Source organism: Dyadobacter subterraneus, assembly GCF_015221875.1.
GTDB lineage: Bacteria > Bacteroidota > Bacteroidia > Cytophagales > Spirosomataceae > Dyadobacter > Dyadobacter subterraneus.
Genome location: NZ_JACYGY010000001.1, coordinates 1392067 through 1412381 on the forward strand (window position 1 = coordinate 1392067; position 20315 = coordinate 1412381).

Genomic DNA, 20315 nt, shown 5'->3' on the forward strand with positions numbered 1-20315 from the left:
TTTTTAATTATCGGGAAGGTTTGAAAACAATTTTTCCAGCATAATTCTGGCGTGCGCAAGATCGAGTAATTCACCAAGCTCATGAAGTTCATGGAGTGACATTGCCATACAGCTGCATTCGCTGAGCTGCCAAAATGGAATGCTTCGGGTTTGCGGATCTGCACCCAAATTGGAATGATAGGCATGGCAGTCGTGGACATCTTTTACCATGCGGTAAAACTCCGGCAAAGTCCGGCTGAAAGTTATTATCTTAAATCCAATGGTAATATTACCGCAGTCGATACATTGCAGCACATAGCCCAGATTCTTGTCCAGATGAAGTGTTTTAAAATCACACATAGGAGATAGCTATTTTTTAATTATCATCCTCGCTCCGACAGTCCGTCTGCATGAGAATTTGGTTGGTTTCTACTATCAGACTGGCTTCGATCATCATATCTAGTAATTGCTGGATTTCCGCTTCCGAGAAAACCAGATAGTAATTTTTCATGGGAGTCTGGGCGATGACTTCTTTGCCATGTGTTGTAAAAAATGGATTTAAACCAATTCGCTCCGTTAAAAGTTTTTTGAATCCGGCAAATTCAATATTTGAAAAAATAAAAAGTGAGTTATTGAAACTTACATTGTAGCGGGCACAGCAGTCGCAGTATCCGACATATCCGTTAGGCCGTTCCGAAAGTGTTTTGGTGTGATGACTCATCTTTGGTGTTACATAAATTGTTTGTCGATCCACAAATTTAATTTTTATTTAGACTTATTATTAATAATTATAAAAAATAATGAACCAAAAAGAATTTTAGTGAGTATTGTGATCGTTATTTTTCAATAACCAGAGTTGTTTCGGATGATAATTATTAATTCAAATATTTGATTTTCAGAATTCTAACTATTAAGGCACGGCAATGCGTCCAGCTTGTGTAAATTTGCCTGTCTCAAAGATTTGACCTGATGGGAAATCTGTTTTATTATAGTTAAATTGAAATAGGCATATGATACCGGATCATTTTCCTAACCAATCTTTATTTTGACTACAACAATGATGGATTTGACTACATGCATAAATTCGTGGTTATGGAACTTTGCATCAACAAAAAAATAGAAACCAAAATAGAAATTGTATGCGTGTTTTTGTTACGGGAGCAACAGGTTTTGTAGGCTCCGCAGTCGTTCAGGAATTAATTAATGCGGGTCATCAGGTATTAGGTCTGGCTCGTTCAGAAGAAAATGCGAAATCGCTTATTGCTGCCGGTGCTAAGGCTCACCGTGGAGACCTTGAAGATCTTGATAGCTTGCGAAGTGGTGTTGCGGCTTCGGATGGTGTGATTCATACGGGTTTTGTACATGATTTTAGCAGATTTAAGGAATGTTGTGAAATCGACAGACTGGCGATAAATGCCATGGGTGAAGCGTTGGCGGGTTCTGACCGTCCTTTAATCATCACTTCCGGTATTGGAATTTTAAGGATACCCGACCGCCTGGCAACAGAAGAAGATATTCCGGCTGCATCGAGTCCAAATCCACGAATTGCATCGGAACTTGCTGCAAATGCATTGGCTGAAAAAGGTGTACGTGTGGCAATATTGCGTTTGCCACCAACGGTTCATGGTGCTGGCGATCATGGTTTTGTGCCGATATTGATTGGCATTGCGCGTGAAAAAGGGATTTCTGTTTACAAAGAAGAAGGAGCAAATAGCTGGCCGGCTGTACATCGCAAAGATGCGGCAAAATTGTACCGACTGGCACTTGAAAAAGCTCCCGCAGGAATTGTGCGTTATCATGCAGTGGCAGAAGAAGGCATTGCTTTCCGGGAAATAGCAGAAGAAATCGGTAAAGGACTGAATGTTCCGGCGGTGAGCAAATCGGTGGAAGAAGCAAACGAGCATTTTAGCTGGTTCGCACATTTTGCGGGAATGGATTGTGCCGCGAGCAGTCAGCAAACTAAGGCAATTTTGGGTTGGAGCCCCGAACAACCTGGTTTGATCGAAGATCTGGATAAGGGCGGTTATTTCAAAATTTAAATCAATATGTCAAACATACAACCTCATCGCTTTAAAACGATTGCTGAATTTCACAAGTTCAGAGGATTGCCAAAACCGGAACATCCTTTAATCAGCGTTATTAATGTTGAATTGATGAATGACCTCCAAGTGGAGGAACTTCATGTGATCAAGGATTTTTATTCAATTGCCATGAAGCGGAATATTAATTTCAAGGTGAAATACGGTCAAAATTCGTATGATTTTGATGAGGGAGTAATGTTTTTTATGTCGGCGGGACAGCTGGTTAAACTTGCGTTTGAAAAAGATGAACCCGTTAAACAATCAGGATGGATGTTGCTGATCCATCCTGATTTTCTTTGGAATACGTCCCTGGCGAAAACCATCAAACAGTATGAATATTTTAGTTATGCGGTAAATGAAGCGCTGTTTCTTTCAGAAAAAGAAGAAACTATGGTTACCGGAATTGTGCAATATATGGAGCAGGAGTATCATGCCAATATTGACCAATTCAGCCAGACTGTCATTCTTGCCCAGCTTGAATTGTTACTGACTTATGCGGACAGATTTTATCAGCGCCAGTTCATTACCAGAAAAATTGCAAATCACCAGATTCTGGCTCGTCTCGAAGATATTCTGGATAATTATTTTAAAAGTGACAATTTGGTTAAAAACGGATTGCCCACGGTAAGTTTCATTGCTGATGCCTTAAATGTATCGCCAAATTATCTGGGAAGTATGCTGAAAGTACTGACAGGACAAAATGCCCAGCAACATCTGCACAGTAAGCTGATTGAACTGGCGAAGGAAAAATTGTCTACCACAGATTTGTCGGTGAGCGAAATTGCCTATGCATTGGGTTTTGAACATTCGCAGTCATTCAGCAAATTGTTCAAAAACAAAACTGATCTTTCGCCTTTGGAATTCAGGCAATCATTTAATTGATTTAGATTCGTCATCATCACAATTCGTGTTATTTTCATCGTTATTTTTAAAAAGTATATTTTGCAGATAAGGAATTTTGGGCAGGATTTTTATTAAAATAATCTTCCGAATAAAACCTTACTTGAAAATTGCAAACATATACCTAGTTTTACAAAGTCGCCAATAGTAAACTAAATTTACTATCTATGCGTTTTGTAATTGTAGATGAAATATAACAGATGGAAAATCAGATCAATACCCGGTTGCTTTTTAAGGTCATATACATTCTGAAAAGGTTAACGGACGAGTGGGGTGAGAATAGATTTACCCAGCTTTTGCCGGGCTTTAAAATCGGATATGTACCTGTTTTTATGTGTATTGGAACAGATGGAATATCAAATAACGAAGTAGCAAAGGAATTGCAAATTACCAAAATGGCTGCAAGTAAAATTGTTAAAGAACTATTTGCGCTTGAATTAATAACCAGCGAGAAAGATCCTTTGGACGCACGATCGGAAAGAATATTTCTTACGCCCAAAGGAGAAGAAATTAGTGAGAAGGTTAAAGAAACGGCAGGTGAGATTGTAGGGGAGTACCGCAAGATTGCCGGAGATGAAAATTACGATTCTGCAATTGATGTGCTTTTGTCAATTATCCGTTATCATGAGGATATCAAAATAAAAAATTAAGACAAAAACTTTTCATATTATACCTCAAATGCACTTCAAAAAATAATTTAAAATTTAGTAAACTTATTTTACTAAATTTCTTGGAAAGGTAAACTCGGTATACTACATTTGTAAACTAAGTTTACTTATTCAATTTCATGGAAACAGAAGAAAAAACACAGAGTCTGGCGGGTAAGGCTTCCAAAACCCTGATCATCGCAGCGATAGCGATTGGTGCCATCTATTTTACATACAATAAAGTAGACCATGCCTTACATTTTGAAAGTACAGATAATGCACAAATTGAAACAAATTCAGTTCCCGTCATAAGCCGTATATCAGGATACGTTAGGGATTTTTCATTGCTTGATTATCAAAATGTAAAAAAAGGAGATACGCTTGCCATCATTGACGACCGTGATTTTGTGCTGGCAGTGCAGCAGGCAAATGCGGATCTACTTTCGGCAAAGGCGGATTTGGCCGCGGCTGAATCTCAGCTTCCAACGATCGGTTCAAACAGAATAGTGGCCGCCGCTGGTGTAAGTGTGGAAGAAGTGGGCCTGGACAAAGCCAAAAGAGATTTGGCCAGGGATGAGGCTCTTTACAAAGACGGATCAATCACATTAAGACAACTCGAAAATAGTCAGTCGGCTTACAAAACTTCGGTGTCTTTACTGGCTTCCAGTAAAACCAGAGTGCAGCAGGCGGGTGTTCAAACAGGAACGGCACATGCACAAATTCAGCGCGCACAAGCTAGTATTGCAGCAAAAGAAACAGCATTAGAAAGGGCAAAACTGGATTTGAGTTATACCAGAATCATCGCACCATCCACTGGAAAGCTGGGAAAAACCAACCTGAAACCCGGACAATTTGTACAAGGCGGCCAGCAGCTTTTCAGTCTGGTGAGCAGCGATAAATACTGGATTGTTGCCAACTTTAAAGAAACGCAGCTTGAACACATGAAAGTAGGGCAGGCCGTGAGAATTGAAGTGGACGGCTATCCAAACCAGGAGATTTCGGGAAAAATTTCCGGTTTCAGTGATGCAACAGGAGCTAAATTTTCCCTTCTTCCACCTGATAATTCAACAGGTAATTTTGTAAAAGTAACGCAGCGTGTGCCAGTTACCATTGAGATTGATCATCCGGAAGCACTGACTGGGCTGTTAAAGGCAGGATTGAGCGTGGAAGTGGATGTAAAAGTTAAATAGCTGCTGAGCAAAGCCTCGAATTATGGCCAGTCAAAAGAATAAATTTGTCAAGATCATCATCGTGATCACCACGATTTCAGCGGCCATCATGGAGCTGATTGACACCTCAATTATCAATGTTGCCTTAAATAATATCAGCGGAACACTTGGCGCAACATTGGAAGATGCCTCCTGGGTGGTAACTGCTTATGCGATTGCAAACGTGATTATTATTCCGCTAACCGGTTTTTTAAGCCGCTATTTTGGACGGAAAAATTATTATCTGGCATCGATTATAATCTTTACAATCGCTTCCTATCTGTGCGGAACTTCGTCTTCTCTTTGGATGCTGGTTTTATGGCGTTTTGTCCAGGGACTTGGTGGCGGAGCATTACTTTCAGTGTCACAAGGCATTCTTTTCGAACAATTTAAACCGGAAGAAAAGGGTATAGCGGGAGGAATTTTCGGAATGGGTATTGTGATGGGGCCAACGATTGGTCCGGTGCTGGGCGGATATATTGTAGATAACTATCATTGGGCGCTGATTTTTGATATCAACATTCCAATTGGTATTGCTGCTGCGCTTTTAACATGGAAGTTTGTAGACAGACAACCTGATGAATATAATATTGACAGAAAAGCAATTCCGGTTGATTATACAGGAATTCTTTCGCTAACAGTGGGGGTAGGCGCGTTGCAATATGTGCTTGAAAAAGGACAATCCGAGGACTGGTTTCAGGATGAGACAATCCGATATCTGACGGCTGCTGCTGTCATCGGAATCGCGTTATTTATTTACTGGGAATTGCACACAAAAAATCCTGCGATCAATTTAAGAGTAATGAAAAGTATAAACCTGATCGGAAGTAACGTACTGACTTTTGTCTGCGGATTTGGACTTTTCGGATCCGTTTATTTATTCCCGGTAATGGTGCAGCGCGTGATGGGTTATACACCGACAGAAGCAGGACTTTCAATGATTCCGGGTGCTCTGATCACAATCTTTGCGATGCCTTTTATTGGTGCCGGTCTGGGAAAAGGCATCAAGCCGATTTATTTTGTTTGTGCCGGATTTATTCTTTTCATTCTGCACGGATACACATCTTCGCTGGCAACGGCCGAAGCCGGAAAATGGTGGTTTACGCTGACACAAGTTTGCAGAGGATTAGGTACAGGATTTCTTACCGTTCCGCTTCTAAGTCAGGCTGTTGTAGGTTTGGAACCCAAAGATATGCCTTATGGAATTTCATTGAATAATATGTTCCGTTCACTGGGTGGTGCTTTTGGAATTGCTATTATGAATACCTATTCCACCAACCGGTTTGCGACCCACAGAAATGATCTGATCTCAAATCTTCAAGGCAATAATCCGCTGATGAACAGCCGTTTGGAAAGCATAACACGTGGTATGATGGCGAAGGGTATAAATCCAGTTGCAGCAAAACAAGCTGCTGTCAGTAACCTCGATTTCATCGTGTCGGGTCAGGCCCAGATGCAGGCCTATCTGGATGGTTTTCTTCTTATTTCCGTGTTTTTTATCTGCACACTTCCCTTTATGCTTATGCTGAGCAATCAGGATATGGATGCCGAAACCAGGGCCAAAGTAGCTGCGGCTGCTCATTAATTTAAAATCATTTATCTATCATGAAACGTTTCATTTTCATCCTTTTTATAGGTTTTAGCGCCGGGCAGCTTCATGCGCAGCATGTTCCTTTGGATCTTAAAACATTGATCAATCAGTCTTTCAGTTATTTCCCGGCTTTCAAGGAACTTGACCAGGCCGTTGCTGTGGAAAACCAGCGGATCGATCTGGCCAAAGCTGCCGGGCTGCCCTCGGTAGCAGCCACGGGTTCTTACAATTATCTGCATCCGGTTTCGGTCGTGACAATTCCATTGGGTGACCAGGTGACCAGACTTAACATAATGCCAAACAATAATTACAAAACCATGGTCAACGGAAGTTATACACTTTGGGATTTTGGTGCTGTAAAAACAGTTGTTGAAAGAGCAAAAGCGGGACTTCAATATGCAAAGGACAACGCCCTTTACAACAAAAACCAGATGGCTTTTCAGGTTGCCAATATTTATTTCCAGATTGCTTACCTGAAAAGTGCAATTGCCATTCAGGACAGTGTGATCAATTTTTTACAGTTTAACAAACGAGATACCGAGATTAAATTTAAAAACGGAGACGCCCTGAAATATGATGTCCTGTCGATACAATCCACTATTGATCAGGAAAATAACAGGAAAATAGATCTGCAAAATAACCTGAGCAAGCAATATAATCTGATGCAGTACGCCACTGGTGTTCAGGTTAGTAAAGAAGGTACAGATTTCAATTTTCCAGCCATTACAGAAAGCAGTGATGCCACGGGCATACTGGAAAATGCAAAAACAGGAAATGCAGAATATCTGCTTTTGAAAGATAAAATAACCCTGGCCGAAGCTGAGTTGAAAATGAGTCAGATTCAAGGAAAACCATCATTGGTTCTTAACGCAGGAACTGGTTTTGCCAACGGATATGTGCCGGGTATCAACAAGCTTCGGTATACTTACCAGGCAGGAATTACGCTGAATATTCCAATTTATCAGGGCGGTCGTATTAAAAAGCAGGTCAGCCTTTCACAAGGACAATTGCTTCAATCCAAACTGGCGCAGCAAAGTCTTGACAATACTTTCAGCAGAGATATTGCCCAGACGTTAACTGATGTTGAAAGCAACAAGTCGAGCCTTGTGAATGCGAATGAGCAGATTATGGAAGCAAAAGAAGCACAGAAATTTGCCCAGAGCCGTTTTCGGAATGGTACCGGTACAAATCTGGAACTTACCAATGCCAGTACCAATGTGCAAAGGGCCGAATTGACGCGTCTCCAATATCAATACCAGCTTTGTATCGCTACTCTGGAACTGGCTCGTTTGGAAGGGTTGGTTTATTGGTAAAAGAGGTTAATCATGGAAAATTTGATGGATGGTGAATTGACATATTAGCAGTTGAAGTAAGTTAAGTAGTTCAATCAGGCAGCCGGACAGGATTGTTTCGAAAACGGGCTGCCTGATTTATTTAAAAATAAGTTTGAACAACAAAATTGGCTGATTACCTCAAACAAAATCGTTATGGATTTATACCTGCACACCGTTATCTATCAGATCATTGCAGATTTGGAAGATGCTTCTGTCCATTACATAATTTACGCGCGGTATTATTTCTTTGGTCAGCAAATGTTTGGATATGAACCCGTTTATCTGAACAGAAATTCTGTAAAAGATGTCAGTTTATCCGGGGATAGTCTGCGTTGCAAAATGATGCTGGACGCAGGAAATTCTGAGGAATCTTTTTCAGTTGTCATCCCTTTTGATTTTATCAGAGAAATCAAAATAGTTAATAGTGAAATTGGAACAGAACAAACTTTGTATTGGCAGGGAAAAACGAAGGAGGCAGGTTTGTTTGATACTTTTAAAAAGGGAATCAGGCATTAATTGGATTCGACAAAAAAATGGCAAAGCGATTTATGTAACTACCGGGTAGGTGTAAACAGTCAATCGATTGTCATGAGGTAGGCGCAACATATAAATAAAGCAGTTATGTTAATCACAACCGATATATGTATTATAGGTGCAGGAGCTGTTGGCTTGTTTGCCGTTTTGGAAGCAGGTGCTTCCAAAATGCATTGCTGTATTCTGGAAGCTGGTTCAGGCATCAAAGAGGACGTTAAGGATCAGGCATTAGCTGATTATCTTAAAGTTGCGGTTTCTGAATTTAATCCGGTTTTTACGGGTGGATTTTTAAATAATCTGACAAAAACCGAAGACCATACTTATCTGCTCACAACCAGTAATGGTCGGGAAATTGCATGCAAGCATGTTATTTTTACGGATATTGTCAATGAATCTTATGACGTAGAATAGCGATCAAAATTATTTTATTTTGATAAATTCCACACGGCGGTTGTTGGCTTTACCGGCAGGTGTATCGTTACTATCCACCGGTTCTTCTTTCCCCTTTCCATTGGTTTCCAGTCTGGAAGAATCAATACCGAAAGTTGTGGTTAGCGCTTTCGCCACCGAAATGGCACGACGTTTGGAAAGATCCAGATTCGCAGCATCATTTCCATCTGCATCGGTGTGGCCGATTATTGTAACCCGGAGGGCTGAATTTTCTTTCAACAACAACGCAACATCCTGTAAACTTCCATATGATTGCGGCTTGATCTGATCGCTGTTAACATCAAACAATATACCGTTTGTGCTGAATTTTCCTTCGCTCACTAACTTGCTGCGAAGATTGGGCGCGCCTACCGACAACTGTATATTTCCCATAAAAAAAGCCCCTTCCTTTTGCTGATATTCGGGATTGCTGGATGAAAATATCAGCGTATTTAATGCGGCGTTAGCGTCAAGAGCTCTTGGCAGATCCAGTACTTTTGTGCTGTCGAGGTATACCCGCACTCGTTGCTTTTGCCGCCAGATTGATATTTTTACGGAAGGCTTGCCCGGCACATTAAATTCCGGAACACCAGATTTGGATTGACTGCCAATCAGGTTTGTTGAATAGTACATTTGCCCGTTGCCTGATGACGCAGGTTGAAAACAAAGTTTGAAATTGGCTACATCAGATTCATGCAAAGATTCTCCAAGCTTAAATTTCTCGTTGATGTCTTTGGTTTGAATAATACTGATCATCCACTGGCCAATGGAGGCTACTTGCTGATTGGCCAATAATTCCATTTGAAGTGTAAAATTTTCAGGCAGGTTACTGGTGATATATTCGGGGTAAAAAATGCCGGTTTGAGCAAGTCGCATCCATTTTCCCTCACGATTATTTATCGTAACAAGTTCAGCACTTGAACGTGTGTTCCAGTTGGAGGGGAAATCTCCAAGAGCTTCCTCAGAAAAATCTTCGTGCACAATAACTTTCTCACCCGCTATAAAATCAAATTTCGAATAAGAATTTATGTCCTGCACAGTGGAAGTCACAGGATCAGATTTCTGCATTTCTTTTGCCGGGGCTGCAACCGTAGCGTTTTCCTGACTGCTATTCGTCTGGGATGTTGTTTCAGTACTGGAAGGATTGTCTTTTGGTTTTTTCTTTTGAGTTGCCTTGTCAATCGACTGATCTATTTTATCACCAACTTTCTGTTCTACTTTATTTCGAATCCGATCCAGAAGCTGAGCATTAACAGGGGAAATATAAACACTGACTAATAATACCAACAAGAATTTTTTCATTTCAAATCGTTTGGTTTCTGAACAAGGCGTCAGAGAAATTTGGTTAACATATAGTTACAACGACAAAGCAGATTAAAATTGATCGAATTACCAAATTATTTTTAATCTATGTAACACATCCCGGCAATCGAAATTTTTCGATTGCCAAAGTAATCGCTGAGCGTTTTGTATAGGTTAGATTGAAGTTGAAGCTGCCTGAGATAGGATTTATTTGTATTTTTTGATTCGGGAAAATCAAGGCCCCTTAACATTTATTTTGTCTGCATTTTTTGCCTTTCCGGGCATTTCTCCGCGCTTGCCATTTTGCGGTAATTTCTCACCAGTCTCACGATCATACCAGTCGGGCGTACCTTTTTCCGGAAATGTATTGCCAGTCTGATCCTGCCAGTTTTTTAAAACGGTTTTTAATATTTTCATCTTGGCGGCGTAGGATTTATCTTTTGCCAGATTTATAACCTGCAATGGATCTTTGAAGCAATCAAAAAATTCTTCTGACGGCCGCGGTTTGATAAATGCATCGTTTTGAAGTACCGTCAGTTTTCCTTTTAATTTGGCTTCTTTGAGTGCTTTGGCAGACGAACTTTGGTTGGCATCAATCGGGCCTCCATTGTCAAGCTCCGGTTTTTTATTGATGATATACAGAAAATCTTTGCTTCTTACAGATCTTTCGTAAGCAGCGTAATCATGCCAGTTATGCTCGGCAAAAACATATTTCCTGAATTCCTTATCCGGGTTTTTCAAAAGAGAAAAAAAGCTCAGTCCCTGAATGGATTCCGCCGGTTTCAATCCGCCGGCTTCAAGCAAAGTGGGTGCAATATCGATACTGCTAATGAGGCTCTGACATGTTTGTCCGGCGCGGATGACTTTCGGCCACTTGACAATAAATGGCGTTTTTATTCCGGTGTCAGTCAGCCTGGTTTTGCTTCCCGGAAATGGCCTGCCGTTATCAGCGGTAAAAATAATGATCGTGTTATCGGCAATACCCTGTTTTTTCAATTCCTCTTGCAGCACGCCCACGTAATAATCCAGCCTGGAAATTTCATTGTAATAAGCAGCCAGATCCAGCCGGGTTTCTTTTGTATCGATTAAAGTTGGCGGGATAAGGACTTGGGAATCAGAATCATGTTTTGGTCCAATTGTCTGTTCCGACCACGGTCTGTGCGCATCATAAGCTGCCAGCCAGAAAAAGAAAGGCTTTTCTTTCGGTCTTGATCTGAGCAGATTAACCCATTGATTTTCCCCGCCTTCTCCGTTGGCGTCTTTGTCAACAAGTAAGGTATCGTATGCTCTTTTTGTCAAAGGTCCTTCATGCCATTTTCCGGCCAGGGCGGAGAAATATCCTTTTTGTTTTAATAATTCGGGGAAATAAGTGAGATGGCCGGGTAGTGGTGTATGCAATTCTGCCGCGCCGGTATTGTGCGGATATCTGCCTGTCAGTATACTTGTACGACTTGGACTGCACGAACTGGCCGTCAGGTACATATTATCAAACCGCATTCCTTCTTTTGCCAGTTTGTCAAGATTCGGTGTTTTTATCGCCCTGTTTCCATAGGCGCCAATATCGTCCCAACTGATATCATCACCAAGAATAAATATGATGTTAGGTTTTGTCTGCGCAGATGTGTGAGAAGTACTGAAAAGGAATACCACAAAGGTTAAAAAAAGGAAATTTTTCATGATCAGGAAATCTTTTGTCCGGCTTTTTTATCAATGCAGTGATTTTTCTGCTTTGCAAATTAAGTATTAATACGGTACTTTGTCTATCTGTTTGATAGACTAATTGAGAATTCTTTCTTTTTTGAATTGAGATTATTCATTTAATAAAAAAGGAAAACAGACTGTTAATGATTTTGAATTTCGTTTTGCTCCGCCTTAACACTTATGAAAAAAGATTCTCTTCACAAAGTTTTACCCGTTCTTGTCTTTCTGATTTCAGCAGGATTTATTGCGAATATTGATAAGTTTAGTAACAAAACAACAACTCAGGGCGGGGGAGAAACGAACCTTTTACTCCAAAAAAATGCCGGAGAAAAACGACCGAACATATTGTTTTGTATTGCCGACGATGCCACATTTAAACACCTGAGTGCTTATGGATGCAAATGGATAAAAACACCGGCATTCGACCGGGTTGCCAAAGAAGGCCTCTTGTTCAGCAATGCATACACGCCCAATGCCAAATGCTCGCCTTCACGTTCGTGTATATTAATAGGCAGAAATTCGTGGCAGCTCGAAGAAGCAGGAAATCATGTGCCTTATTTCCCGGCAAAATTTAAAACTTTTGTAGAAACCCTGGCTGAAAACGGCTACCAAACCGGATTTACGGGAAAAGGCTGGGCTCCTGGTAACCCGGGAGAAATTAATGGGAATCAACGTTTGCTTACGGGTCCTGGTTTTAATGACAAAAAACTTTCTCCTCCGACATCCGGGATTTCGGCGATTGACTACGCTTCCAATTTTGAAACTTTTCTAAATCAGAGAGAAAATGGAAAACCGTTTTGCTTCTGGTATGGAGGCCATGAGCCGCACCGCGTATATGAATACGGTTCGGGTGTAAACAAAAATGGGAAAAAGTTGAGTGATGTTGATGATGTTCCGGCGTTCTGGATGGATAATGACACGGTCAGAAATGATATGCTGGATTATGGTTTGGAAATAGAATATTTTGATAAACAGCTTGAAAAAATCCTAGCCCTGCTTGAAAAAAACAATGCGCTTGATAATACGATTATCGTCGTGACGTCGGATAACGGAATGCCTTTCCCACGAGCCAAAGGGCACGTTTATGAATATTCGAATCATTTGCCTTTGGCCATTATGTGGAAAGAAGGCATAAAAAATCCCGGACGAAAAATTGATGATTTTGTAAGTTTTATTGATTTCGCACCCACGTTTCTGCAAGTGGCACAAGTGAAAAATAGCCATATGCAACCGATAGAAGGGAAATCACTTTTAGACATTTTTAAAGCAACAAATGTGCAAAAAAGAGATCATGTGCTTCTTGGAAAAGAAAGAAATGACGTAGGACGGCCCGACGATCAGGGTTATCCGGTACGGGCTATTGTTAAAGGACAATATCTGTATCTGAAAAATTATGAACCAGCGCGGTGGCCGGCTGCAAATCCGGAAACAGGTTATATGGATACGGACGGAAGTCCAACAAAAACCGCTATCCTTAGCGCTGGCCGCCGAAACAGGAAGGATTTTTACTGGCAATTATCATTTGGTAAAAGGTCCGCAGAAGAGCTTTATAATTTAAAAACAGATCCATACTGTGTAGAAAATCTGGCTGGTAAAAAGGATTTTCAAGTAGTTCAAAATAGTCTTCGGGAGCAAATGGAGAAGGAATTAAAAGCGCAGAATGATCCACGGATTTTAGGCAAGGGTTATTTATTTGACCAATATCTGTATGCTGAGCCCAAAGTCAGAGATTATTATAATCGCTTTAAAAAAGGCGAAAAAATAAAAGCCGCCTGGATCAATGAAAGTGATTACGAGCCGGATTTTTAATCGGACTCATTGTAACCAAAAGCAGATTGGATATCCAGTCCGTCAATTAATGAATTTATTATTTTCAATACTTTAACATGTTCAGAAAACTCTTTTTATTATTCTCCTTCACCTTTGCGACTTTGCAGCTTTTTGCGCAGTCAAAATTACCCAATATCATTTTTATTCTTGCCGACGATCTCGGTTACGGCGACCTTCAATGTTATGGCCAAAAATTAATTCAAACGCCTAATATCGACAGACTCGCGCAGGAAGGGCTTCGGTTTACAAATTTTTATGCAGGCGCCCCGGTTTGTTCTCCATCCAGAAGTGTTCTGATGACCGGACTTAATACAGGCCATACCACAATCAGAGGTAATGCTACCAAAAAAGGAGGGCTCGCGGGAAGTAAAGGAAAGGAAACTGTCTATCGCGCGAATTTAACTGCGGAAGATGTTACCATCGGAAATGTGATGCAGCAATCAGGCTATACTACGGCGATGTTTGGCAAATGGCACCTGGACGGTTACGACACTTTGGCGACACCTTTGCAAAGAGGTTTTGACGAATTTTCAGGATGGCTGATCAGTTATCCCGCAACTTACCGGGATGGTTACTGGCCCGACAGGCGTTTCAAAAATGGAAAGCTTGTCGACGTAAACAAAAATAAAAACGGTCAAAAAGAATATTATTCTTCGGATATCTGCACGGATGAAGCAGAAGAATTTCTATCAAGACAAAAAGGAGCGACAAAACCTTTTATGCTGATGGTAAATTATAATAATCCGCATTCTCCGCTGGATGCGCCAGATCTGGCCATTTACAAGGATAAAGACTGGCCGGAAAACATGAAAACTTATGCCTCTATGATTTATCAGCTTGATCAATCCGTTGGCAGACTACAAAAGTATCTGATTGATAATGGTTTGGATAAAAACACGATCGTGTTTTTCTGTTCAGACAACGGACCCAGATCTGAGCCGACAAAACAATTGACAGAAGTTGCTGATTTTTTTGATTCCAATGGTTTGCTGAAAGGTTATAAGAGAGATCTTTATGAGGGAGGTATCCGCGTTCCAATGATTGCCTGGGCTCCTGGAATAATTAAAGCGTCAACTGTTTCGGATGTGCCGGCCTATTTTGCCGATATCCTTCCAACTTTCGCAGGTATTGCGAAATCTAAAAAAAACTACAAGACAGATGGGATTAATATTTCTCAAATTCTGACAGGAGGGAAGCCAGATAGTAAACCGAGATTTTTATATTGGGAATTTTTTGAAAATGGATTCGAACAGGCTGTTCGTTATGGAAAATGGAAGGCTGTTAAGCATGCGGGTAAAACGGAGCTTTATGATCTGGAAAAAGATCCGGGAGAAGCGCATAATATTGCAGCAGAAAATCAAGCAATTGTAACAACAATCGAAAAATACCTGACCACAGCCAGAACAGAATCAGAATTTTGGCCAGTGGATTAATTGTCGTATTAAGAAGTAAAGTTTATACTGCCGCATACCTTATGGGAAATTTGAGAATGGATAAAAATCATTTAAATAGCTTATATTAGCATGATGGAGAGCAGGTTAGCTGATTTCCCGAAGAGAGACTGCTTAGCGATGATGTTAAAAAGGATAAGGAAATATGATAAAAGATTGGTGCCCAATAATGCAAAATTATCAAATTGTCTCATCCAATGTAACGACGAACCGCTTCATAAGCATTATCCTGGTAAACCTCATTTTTTAAATCAGGGAAAATAGTACTTTGGTCTATAACAGGTCCAACCAGCACATTTTCTTTACTCCCGTAAAATGCCCCGTTTTTATAAGAGGGATTTGTTATACCATCTACCAGCCTTCTTGCACCTGTTTCAAGTTTATGAGATAACCCCATCATGGGAAAAATAAATGGCATCAATAAATTGTTGTAGAAAAATCTGAAAACCGGTGAAAATGCATCGGCCGTACGCGTTCCCTGTGTGCTTCCCGGACTTATGCTCAGCATTTTTATCCCAGAATGTTTTCTGGCCATAGCAGCTAGCCACATTTCTCCCACGTATTTCACCTGTCCGTATACGATCATACCATCAACTTTTTTATCATTAAAAAAAGTGCCGTTTATAATGGTCTCAAACTCCTCAACCGAGGATGACTTCAATGGGGGAAGTTTCATTTTCATTTTTGGTATTCCTCTTGATGCTTCACTGCCCACGTAAAGTGCGGTTTTTACAAGTTTATTGCTTTTGATCAGCTCTTCAAGCAATAATGCGTGGCCCAAAACATTGGCAGCAAAAATTTCGGTAACTCCGTCTTTTGTCAAAGCCATAGGATCAGTTCCACCACCTCCGGCATTCATGATTAAGGCATCGATGGGATTTTTCAGGGAATTCACGGTCTGGCGAACGGATGTTAGATTCGAAATATCCATGATTATGATTTCGAAAATCTGTTTTCCGGTTTGTTTTTCAAGGTCCGTTTTTGCTTCTAACGCTTTGTCTTTATTGCGGCAGGCTAAATAAATTTTTTCGGTTCCATCGAGCATTCCCAGCTGTCTTGCTGTTTCTTTTCCAACGCCGGAATTAGCACCGGTTATCATAATTGACTTATTCATAATGGATTTATTTTTAAAGGAATTGTTGCACTCCGGAGAAATTGAATATTCTAAAAAATTACATGTTTCGATTATCCTTCCAGTAGGACAAAATTAGTTTGGACGTAATATTTTGCCTTGCCCGGAAATTTATTTAGCATGCCAGATCGTATTAATTTTTATAGAAAACTGAAAAAATCCGGACGATTTGCATTAACTAGTATAATATATTTGCTCAATCGATCACTGATTTTCAATGGATGCACTTAGCGAGATACTGGAACTTATAAAACATAAGGGTATTGTATATGAAAAAATAAATTTCTCAGCACCCTGGGGTATTGAGCTGCCAGGTGATAATAATGCTCAGTTTTGGCGTTTGATAAAAGGAAATTGTCTCGTAACCGTTCCGGGCCAAATTCCTATTGAAATGAAGGAAGGCGACACAGTGCTCGTGCCAAATGGTTCTGCTCACTGGATTGCAGACGGTGCCGGAAGCAAACGAATTTCTTCCTCCGAATTCCTGAGAGAACGTGATAGTGGAAACCATTTATTTTCAGGTGTGGGTGATAAAACCATTATGATCGGCGGCCATTTTGCGTTTGACGAAAAACCCGGTCATCCGTTTTTAAAGGGACTGCCAAAAGTAATCCATATCAATAATTTAGAGTCTGATGTAAATAGCTGGCTTGGGATGACTTGTGATCTTATTTTTAACGAACTGGAACACGAGCAGCCTGGAAGCAGGAAATTGATTAATGGGCTTGCCGATGCTGTATTCATTCATATCATCAGGGCTTATCTGAAAAAGAATAAAAATGCCGGAGGTTTTCTTTCTGCGCTGAAAGATGAAAGGATCAGTTCAGCTTTACAACTAATGCAAACTGCACCCGAGAAAAACTGGACGATCGAACAGTTATCCAAACACGCTGGAATGTCGCGTTCTTCTTTTTGTATAGCCTTTAAAAAACTCGTGGGGGAAACGCCGTTGGAGTATTTGACAAATTGGCGGATTATGAAGGCGAAAGAAATCCTGATACAGGGTAATGAGAAAATCAGTGAAGTGGCTTTACGGGTTGGTTATCAGTCAGAAGCCGCATTCAGCCGGATATTTAAAGCCAAAGTCAGCCAGACGCCATCTGTTTTTAAACAGGAAAACAAGGCTGTGCGTTAATATTGAACATGATAAATTGCATCATAATACTTATTGATCTTCGAAACCATCCCGAAAACTTCGTTACCCCGGTCACATCCGCCCTAGTTTCAATACACCATTTTCAGACGCAGTTAATATTCTTTCTTGATTACGGAATGGAAAAACTAAATTATTAAAAGCGATGAACCGGATAAATCAAAACGACAGAACACCTTTCTGAATCGTCAGAAAGGTGTTTTTGACTTTAAGTTGAATAAGTTTTTTTGACTTATAAAAAAATACCCTTCTGCAAAGCAAAAGGGCATTTTCTTTATTAACTGAGAGGAGGAATATGCTTATTTAGCAATGACGATTTTATGATTGCTTACCATTCCGTTTACATTTGTAATATGAAGGATGTAAGTTCCGGATATCAGTTTGCTCACGTTGATACCGTTGCTGCTTACGGTATTGCTGCTGAAAACTGTGCGGCCATTCATGTCGATAATGGCAACTTGTTTAACAAGCGACAGATCCATATCCTGAACAAAAACCTTGTCCGTTGATGGATTTGGGTAAACACTAACTGCCGGACCATTTGATCCTTCAAATTTCATGCTTTGGATACGGCTGTATGCAAACGTTGCGTCTTTATCGATCATTTTAAGGCGATACAGGTTTTCGCTGCCCAATACCGGTTTGTTATCAGTGAAATTGTATTTATTCTCAACAGTGCTTTCGCCGTGAGAATTCACTGAACCGATTACATGCCAGTCTTTACCAGTAACGCTGTGCTGAATTTCAAAACGGTCACTGTTGGTTTCCGCTGTGGTTGCCCAGTTCAGTCTTGCAGTCTGGCCTTCCTTGCTTACTTTGAAAACAGTCAATGTTACCGGCAGCGGTGTTGCATTGATGGTAATTGTTGCAGGCGTAGAAGTATTTCCGTGCGTATCTGTTACCGTGTAGGTAATTGTACTGGTAATCGGCGTTGTTAACGCAGGATCTGGTGTGAATGTAACAACACCTGTGCCTGGATCAACTGTGTAAGTACCTTCGTTCGGAATAGTAACTGATGTTGAAGGAGTTCCTGTGTTAGGATCAATCAGTTTAACCGTAGTTGGATCTAATGAGAAACTACCCGGTGTATCATTATTCAAAACCGGAACCGCTACCGGTGTTCCATTTGGCGAATTTCCTGAATCACCTGTTGCGGTTGGCGGTACTGCTGTAACGGTCACCGTAATAGTTGCAGGATTAGAGAAAGATCCTGCACCGTCCTGGTCTGTATAACTGATAGGCGTAGTTGTTCCCACAAAACCGGCAACTGGTGTGAATGTTACTTTGCCTGTGTTAATATCAACAGTATATGTACCTTCATTTGGTACCGTTACCGATAGCACTTTCAAACCGGTAACGGGATCGATCAGTTTTACCATCTGAGGATCAATGGGAGCTGAGCCTGGGGTATCATTTGAAACAACTGTTATTACCACTGGTGTTCCTGCTGTTGTTGTTGCCACGTCAGGTACTGCTACCGGCGGTACTGGCGTAATATTTACAGTAATCGTAGCCGGATTGGATGTATTTCCGTTTACATCTGTTACGGTGTAAGAAATCGTTGAAGTAGGACCATTAAATCCTACAAGAGGTGTAAATGTTATTGTTCCGTCCGGATTTACCGTATAGGTACCTTCATTAGGAATTGTTACCGAAGTAGCAGGTGTTCCTGTATTCGGATCGATCAGTTTAACCGTAGTCGGATCAATTGGGGATGAACCTGGCGTATCATTTGTGGTAGTGGTGATCGTCACCGGTATTCCTGATGGTGTTGTTACTACATCAGGAACTGCTACTGGGGGTGTTGCTGTGACAGTCACGGTAATTGGAGCAGGGTTGGAAGTATTTCCGTTTCCCTCTTGTACCGTGTAAGAAACCGGCGTACCTGGGCCGTCAAATCCAGGGTCAGGCGTAAAAGTTATAGAACCGTTTGGATTAACGGTATAAGTACCTTCCCCCGGAACAGTAACCGAAGTAACCGGTGTCCCTGTATTCGGATCGATCAGTTTTACCGTAGTCGGATCAATAGGCGAGGAGCCAGGTGTATCGTTTGTTGTCACTGTTACTGTGACAGGCGTTCCTGCTGGTGTTGTTACTATGTCCGGTACGGCTGTTGGTGGTACTGCGTTCACGTTAACAGAGATCGTAGAAGAATTTGAAACAACACCATTTACATCTGCAACAGTATAGGAAACCGGTGTTGCCGGACCTGTGAAACCTGCAACCGGAGTAAATGTTACAGTTCCGGCTGGATTCACAGTATAAGTTCCTTGCCCCGGAACCGTTACAGACGAAACCGGTGTGTTGGTAGCAGGGTCTAACAATTTCACTGACGAAGGATCAATAGAAGCACTGCCTGGTGTATCATTTGTCAATATAGATGCAGTTACAGGAGATCCCGCCGGTGTCGTTACCGCATCCGGGGTAGTAACAGGAGGTTTTGCATCTACATTTAACCCAACGGATGCAACATCGTTAGCCGTTGCCGAATTGGTAATCGGCGGAGTTGCGGCTGATGACCATGAAAGTTGGGTCAGTGGCGTGGCTGCGCCAGGTGTGACAATATTGCCAACCACATTTACAGTAAACAATGCAGCACCTCCTACTGGAATTGCTGCATTGTTTACACCTGTCAGTGTACGGGTTGCTGCATTGTAAGTCCAGTTGTAAAGTGATGCCTGCGGACCGCTGATAGCCGCGGCCGAAGTTGGTGCGTATTCGGCTGGAAATACAATTGAAATCGTTACACCTCCCGGACTATTTCCAGCAGTACTGTTACAGGTAGGCTGTGGGCCCACGCCAAAGTTAAATTTAAGCTGGGCCGTTTCACCCTGAAGTATGGTGGCTATACCGCTCGGACTCGATGTCCCGTAAAAGTTTGCACCGCTAAATCTGGGGTCACATTGCGCGAGTGCAGAATTGGTTACCGCCGTCAGCAATAGAAGACCCAGAAGGGTAATTGTAAAATTTCTATACATTCTAATCATGTGTATATGGTGTTTAAAAATGGGTAATATGTGTATATTAATGCCTGAAGCCCTGC

General features: G+C 41.2%; 17 protein-coding genes. 11 read left to right on the forward strand and 6 right to left on the reverse strand.

Features of this window, described 5'->3' with window-relative positions; all coding sequences use genetic code 11:
• Positions 1 to 3: 3 nt before the first annotated feature.
• Complete coding sequence (locus IEE83_RS05830) at positions 4 to 339, reverse strand: hypothetical protein (protein ID WP_194119666.1); 336 nt, start codon at positions 337 to 339, stop codon at positions 4 to 6.
• 16 nt (positions 340 to 355) lie between these two features.
• Complete coding sequence (locus tag IEE83_RS05835) at positions 356 to 733, reverse strand: DUF6686 family protein (RefSeq protein ID WP_194119667.1); 378 nt, start codon at positions 731 to 733, stop codon at positions 356 to 358.
• Between the two features lie 385 nt (positions 734 to 1118).
• Between IEE83_RS05835 and IEE83_RS05840 the strand changes: the two genes are divergently transcribed.
• The 8 genes from IEE83_RS05840 to IEE83_RS05875 all read left to right on the forward strand — a co-directional run bounded on the left by IEE83_RS05840 (position 1119) and on the right by IEE83_RS05875 (position 8685).
• Entirely contained in the window at positions 1119 to 2018 is a 900-nt protein-coding gene (locus IEE83_RS05840) for an SDR family oxidoreductase (protein WP_194119668.1), read from the forward strand.
• 6 nt (positions 2019 to 2024) lie between these two features.
• On the forward strand, positions 2025 to 2942 hold the full coding sequence (locus tag IEE83_RS05845; RefSeq protein ID WP_194119669.1) for a helix-turn-helix domain-containing protein: 918 nt from the start codon (positions 2025 to 2027) through the stop codon (positions 2940 to 2942).
• 218 nt (positions 2943 to 3160) lie between these two features.
• Positions 3161 to 3610, forward strand: a complete 450-nt coding sequence (locus IEE83_RS05850; RefSeq protein ID WP_194119670.1) for a MarR family winged helix-turn-helix transcriptional regulator — start codon at positions 3161 to 3163, stop codon at positions 3608 to 3610.
• 137 nt (positions 3611 to 3747) lie between these two features.
• The gene (locus IEE83_RS05855; RefSeq protein WP_194119671.1) at positions 3748 to 4797 is read left to right on the forward strand and encodes an HlyD family secretion protein; all 1050 of its coding nucleotides are present in this window, start codon (positions 3748 to 3750) and stop codon (positions 4795 to 4797) included.
• Positions 4798 to 4819: 22 nt separating this feature from the next.
• Positions 4820 to 6400, forward strand: coding sequence for a DHA2 family efflux MFS transporter permease subunit (locus tag IEE83_RS05860; protein WP_194119672.1), 1581 nt, complete (start codon positions 4820 to 4822; stop codon positions 6398 to 6400).
• A 20-nt stretch (positions 6401 to 6420) separates the two neighbouring features.
• Positions 6421 to 7719 (forward strand): TolC family protein, encoded by a 1299-nt coding sequence (locus IEE83_RS05865; protein WP_194119673.1) that lies wholly within the window; start codon positions 6421 to 6423, stop codon positions 7717 to 7719.
• 174 nt (positions 7720 to 7893) lie between these two features.
• Positions 7894 to 8256 (forward strand): hypothetical protein, encoded by a 363-nt coding sequence (locus IEE83_RS05870; RefSeq protein ID WP_194119674.1) that lies wholly within the window; start codon positions 7894 to 7896, stop codon positions 8254 to 8256.
• Positions 8257 to 8361: 105 nt separating this feature from the next.
• Positions 8362 to 8685 (forward strand): NAD(P)/FAD-dependent oxidoreductase, encoded by a 324-nt coding sequence (locus IEE83_RS05875; protein WP_194119675.1) that lies wholly within the window; start codon positions 8362 to 8364, stop codon positions 8683 to 8685.
• 9 nt (positions 8686 to 8694) lie between these two features.
• On the opposite strand, the gene IEE83_RS05880 is transcribed toward IEE83_RS05875, so the two are convergent.
• Together IEE83_RS05880 and IEE83_RS05885 are read right to left on the reverse strand one after the other, a co-directional pair.
• Positions 8695 to 10005, reverse strand: coding sequence for an OmpA family protein (locus IEE83_RS05880; protein ID WP_194119676.1), 1311 nt, complete (start codon positions 10003 to 10005; stop codon positions 8695 to 8697).
• A 234-nt stretch (positions 10006 to 10239) separates the two neighbouring features.
• A complete protein-coding gene (locus IEE83_RS05885) occupies positions 10240 to 11682 on the reverse strand; it encodes a sulfatase family protein (protein WP_194119677.1) in 1443 nt (480 codons plus the stop codon).
• Between the two features lie 204 nt (positions 11683 to 11886).
• Between IEE83_RS05885 and IEE83_RS05890 the strand changes: the two genes are divergently transcribed.
• Together IEE83_RS05890 and IEE83_RS05895 are read left to right on the forward strand one after the other, a co-directional pair.
• Positions 11887 to 13515 (forward strand): sulfatase family protein, encoded by a 1629-nt coding sequence (locus IEE83_RS05890; RefSeq protein ID WP_194119678.1) that lies wholly within the window; start codon positions 11887 to 11889, stop codon positions 13513 to 13515.
• Between the two features lie 77 nt (positions 13516 to 13592).
• On the forward strand, positions 13593 to 14969 hold the full coding sequence (locus IEE83_RS05895) for an arylsulfatase (protein WP_194119679.1): 1377 nt from the start codon (positions 13593 to 13595) through the stop codon (positions 14967 to 14969).
• A 208-nt stretch (positions 14970 to 15177) separates the two neighbouring features.
• Here the strand turns inward: IEE83_RS05895 and IEE83_RS05900 are convergent, their stop codons facing one another.
• Positions 15178 to 16101 carry an SDR family NAD(P)-dependent oxidoreductase gene (locus tag IEE83_RS05900; protein WP_194119680.1) on the reverse strand — a complete coding sequence of 308 codons (924 nt, stop codon included), beginning with the start codon at positions 16099 to 16101 and terminating at the stop codon, positions 15178 to 15180.
• 235 nt (positions 16102 to 16336) lie between these two features.
• Here IEE83_RS05900 and IEE83_RS05905 point away from each other — a divergent pair, with 235 nt between their 5' ends.
• Complete coding sequence (locus IEE83_RS05905) at positions 16337 to 17254, forward strand: AraC family transcriptional regulator (protein ID WP_194119681.1); 918 nt, start codon at positions 16337 to 16339, stop codon at positions 17252 to 17254.
• A 317-nt stretch (positions 17255 to 17571) separates the two neighbouring features.
• Here IEE83_RS05905 and IEE83_RS05910 read toward each other — a convergent pair whose 3' ends face one another.
• Complete coding sequence (locus IEE83_RS05910; protein ID WP_194119682.1) at positions 17572 to 20259, reverse strand: Ig-like domain-containing protein; 2688 nt, start codon at positions 20257 to 20259, stop codon at positions 17572 to 17574.
• Positions 20260 to 20315 lie beyond the last annotated feature (56 nt).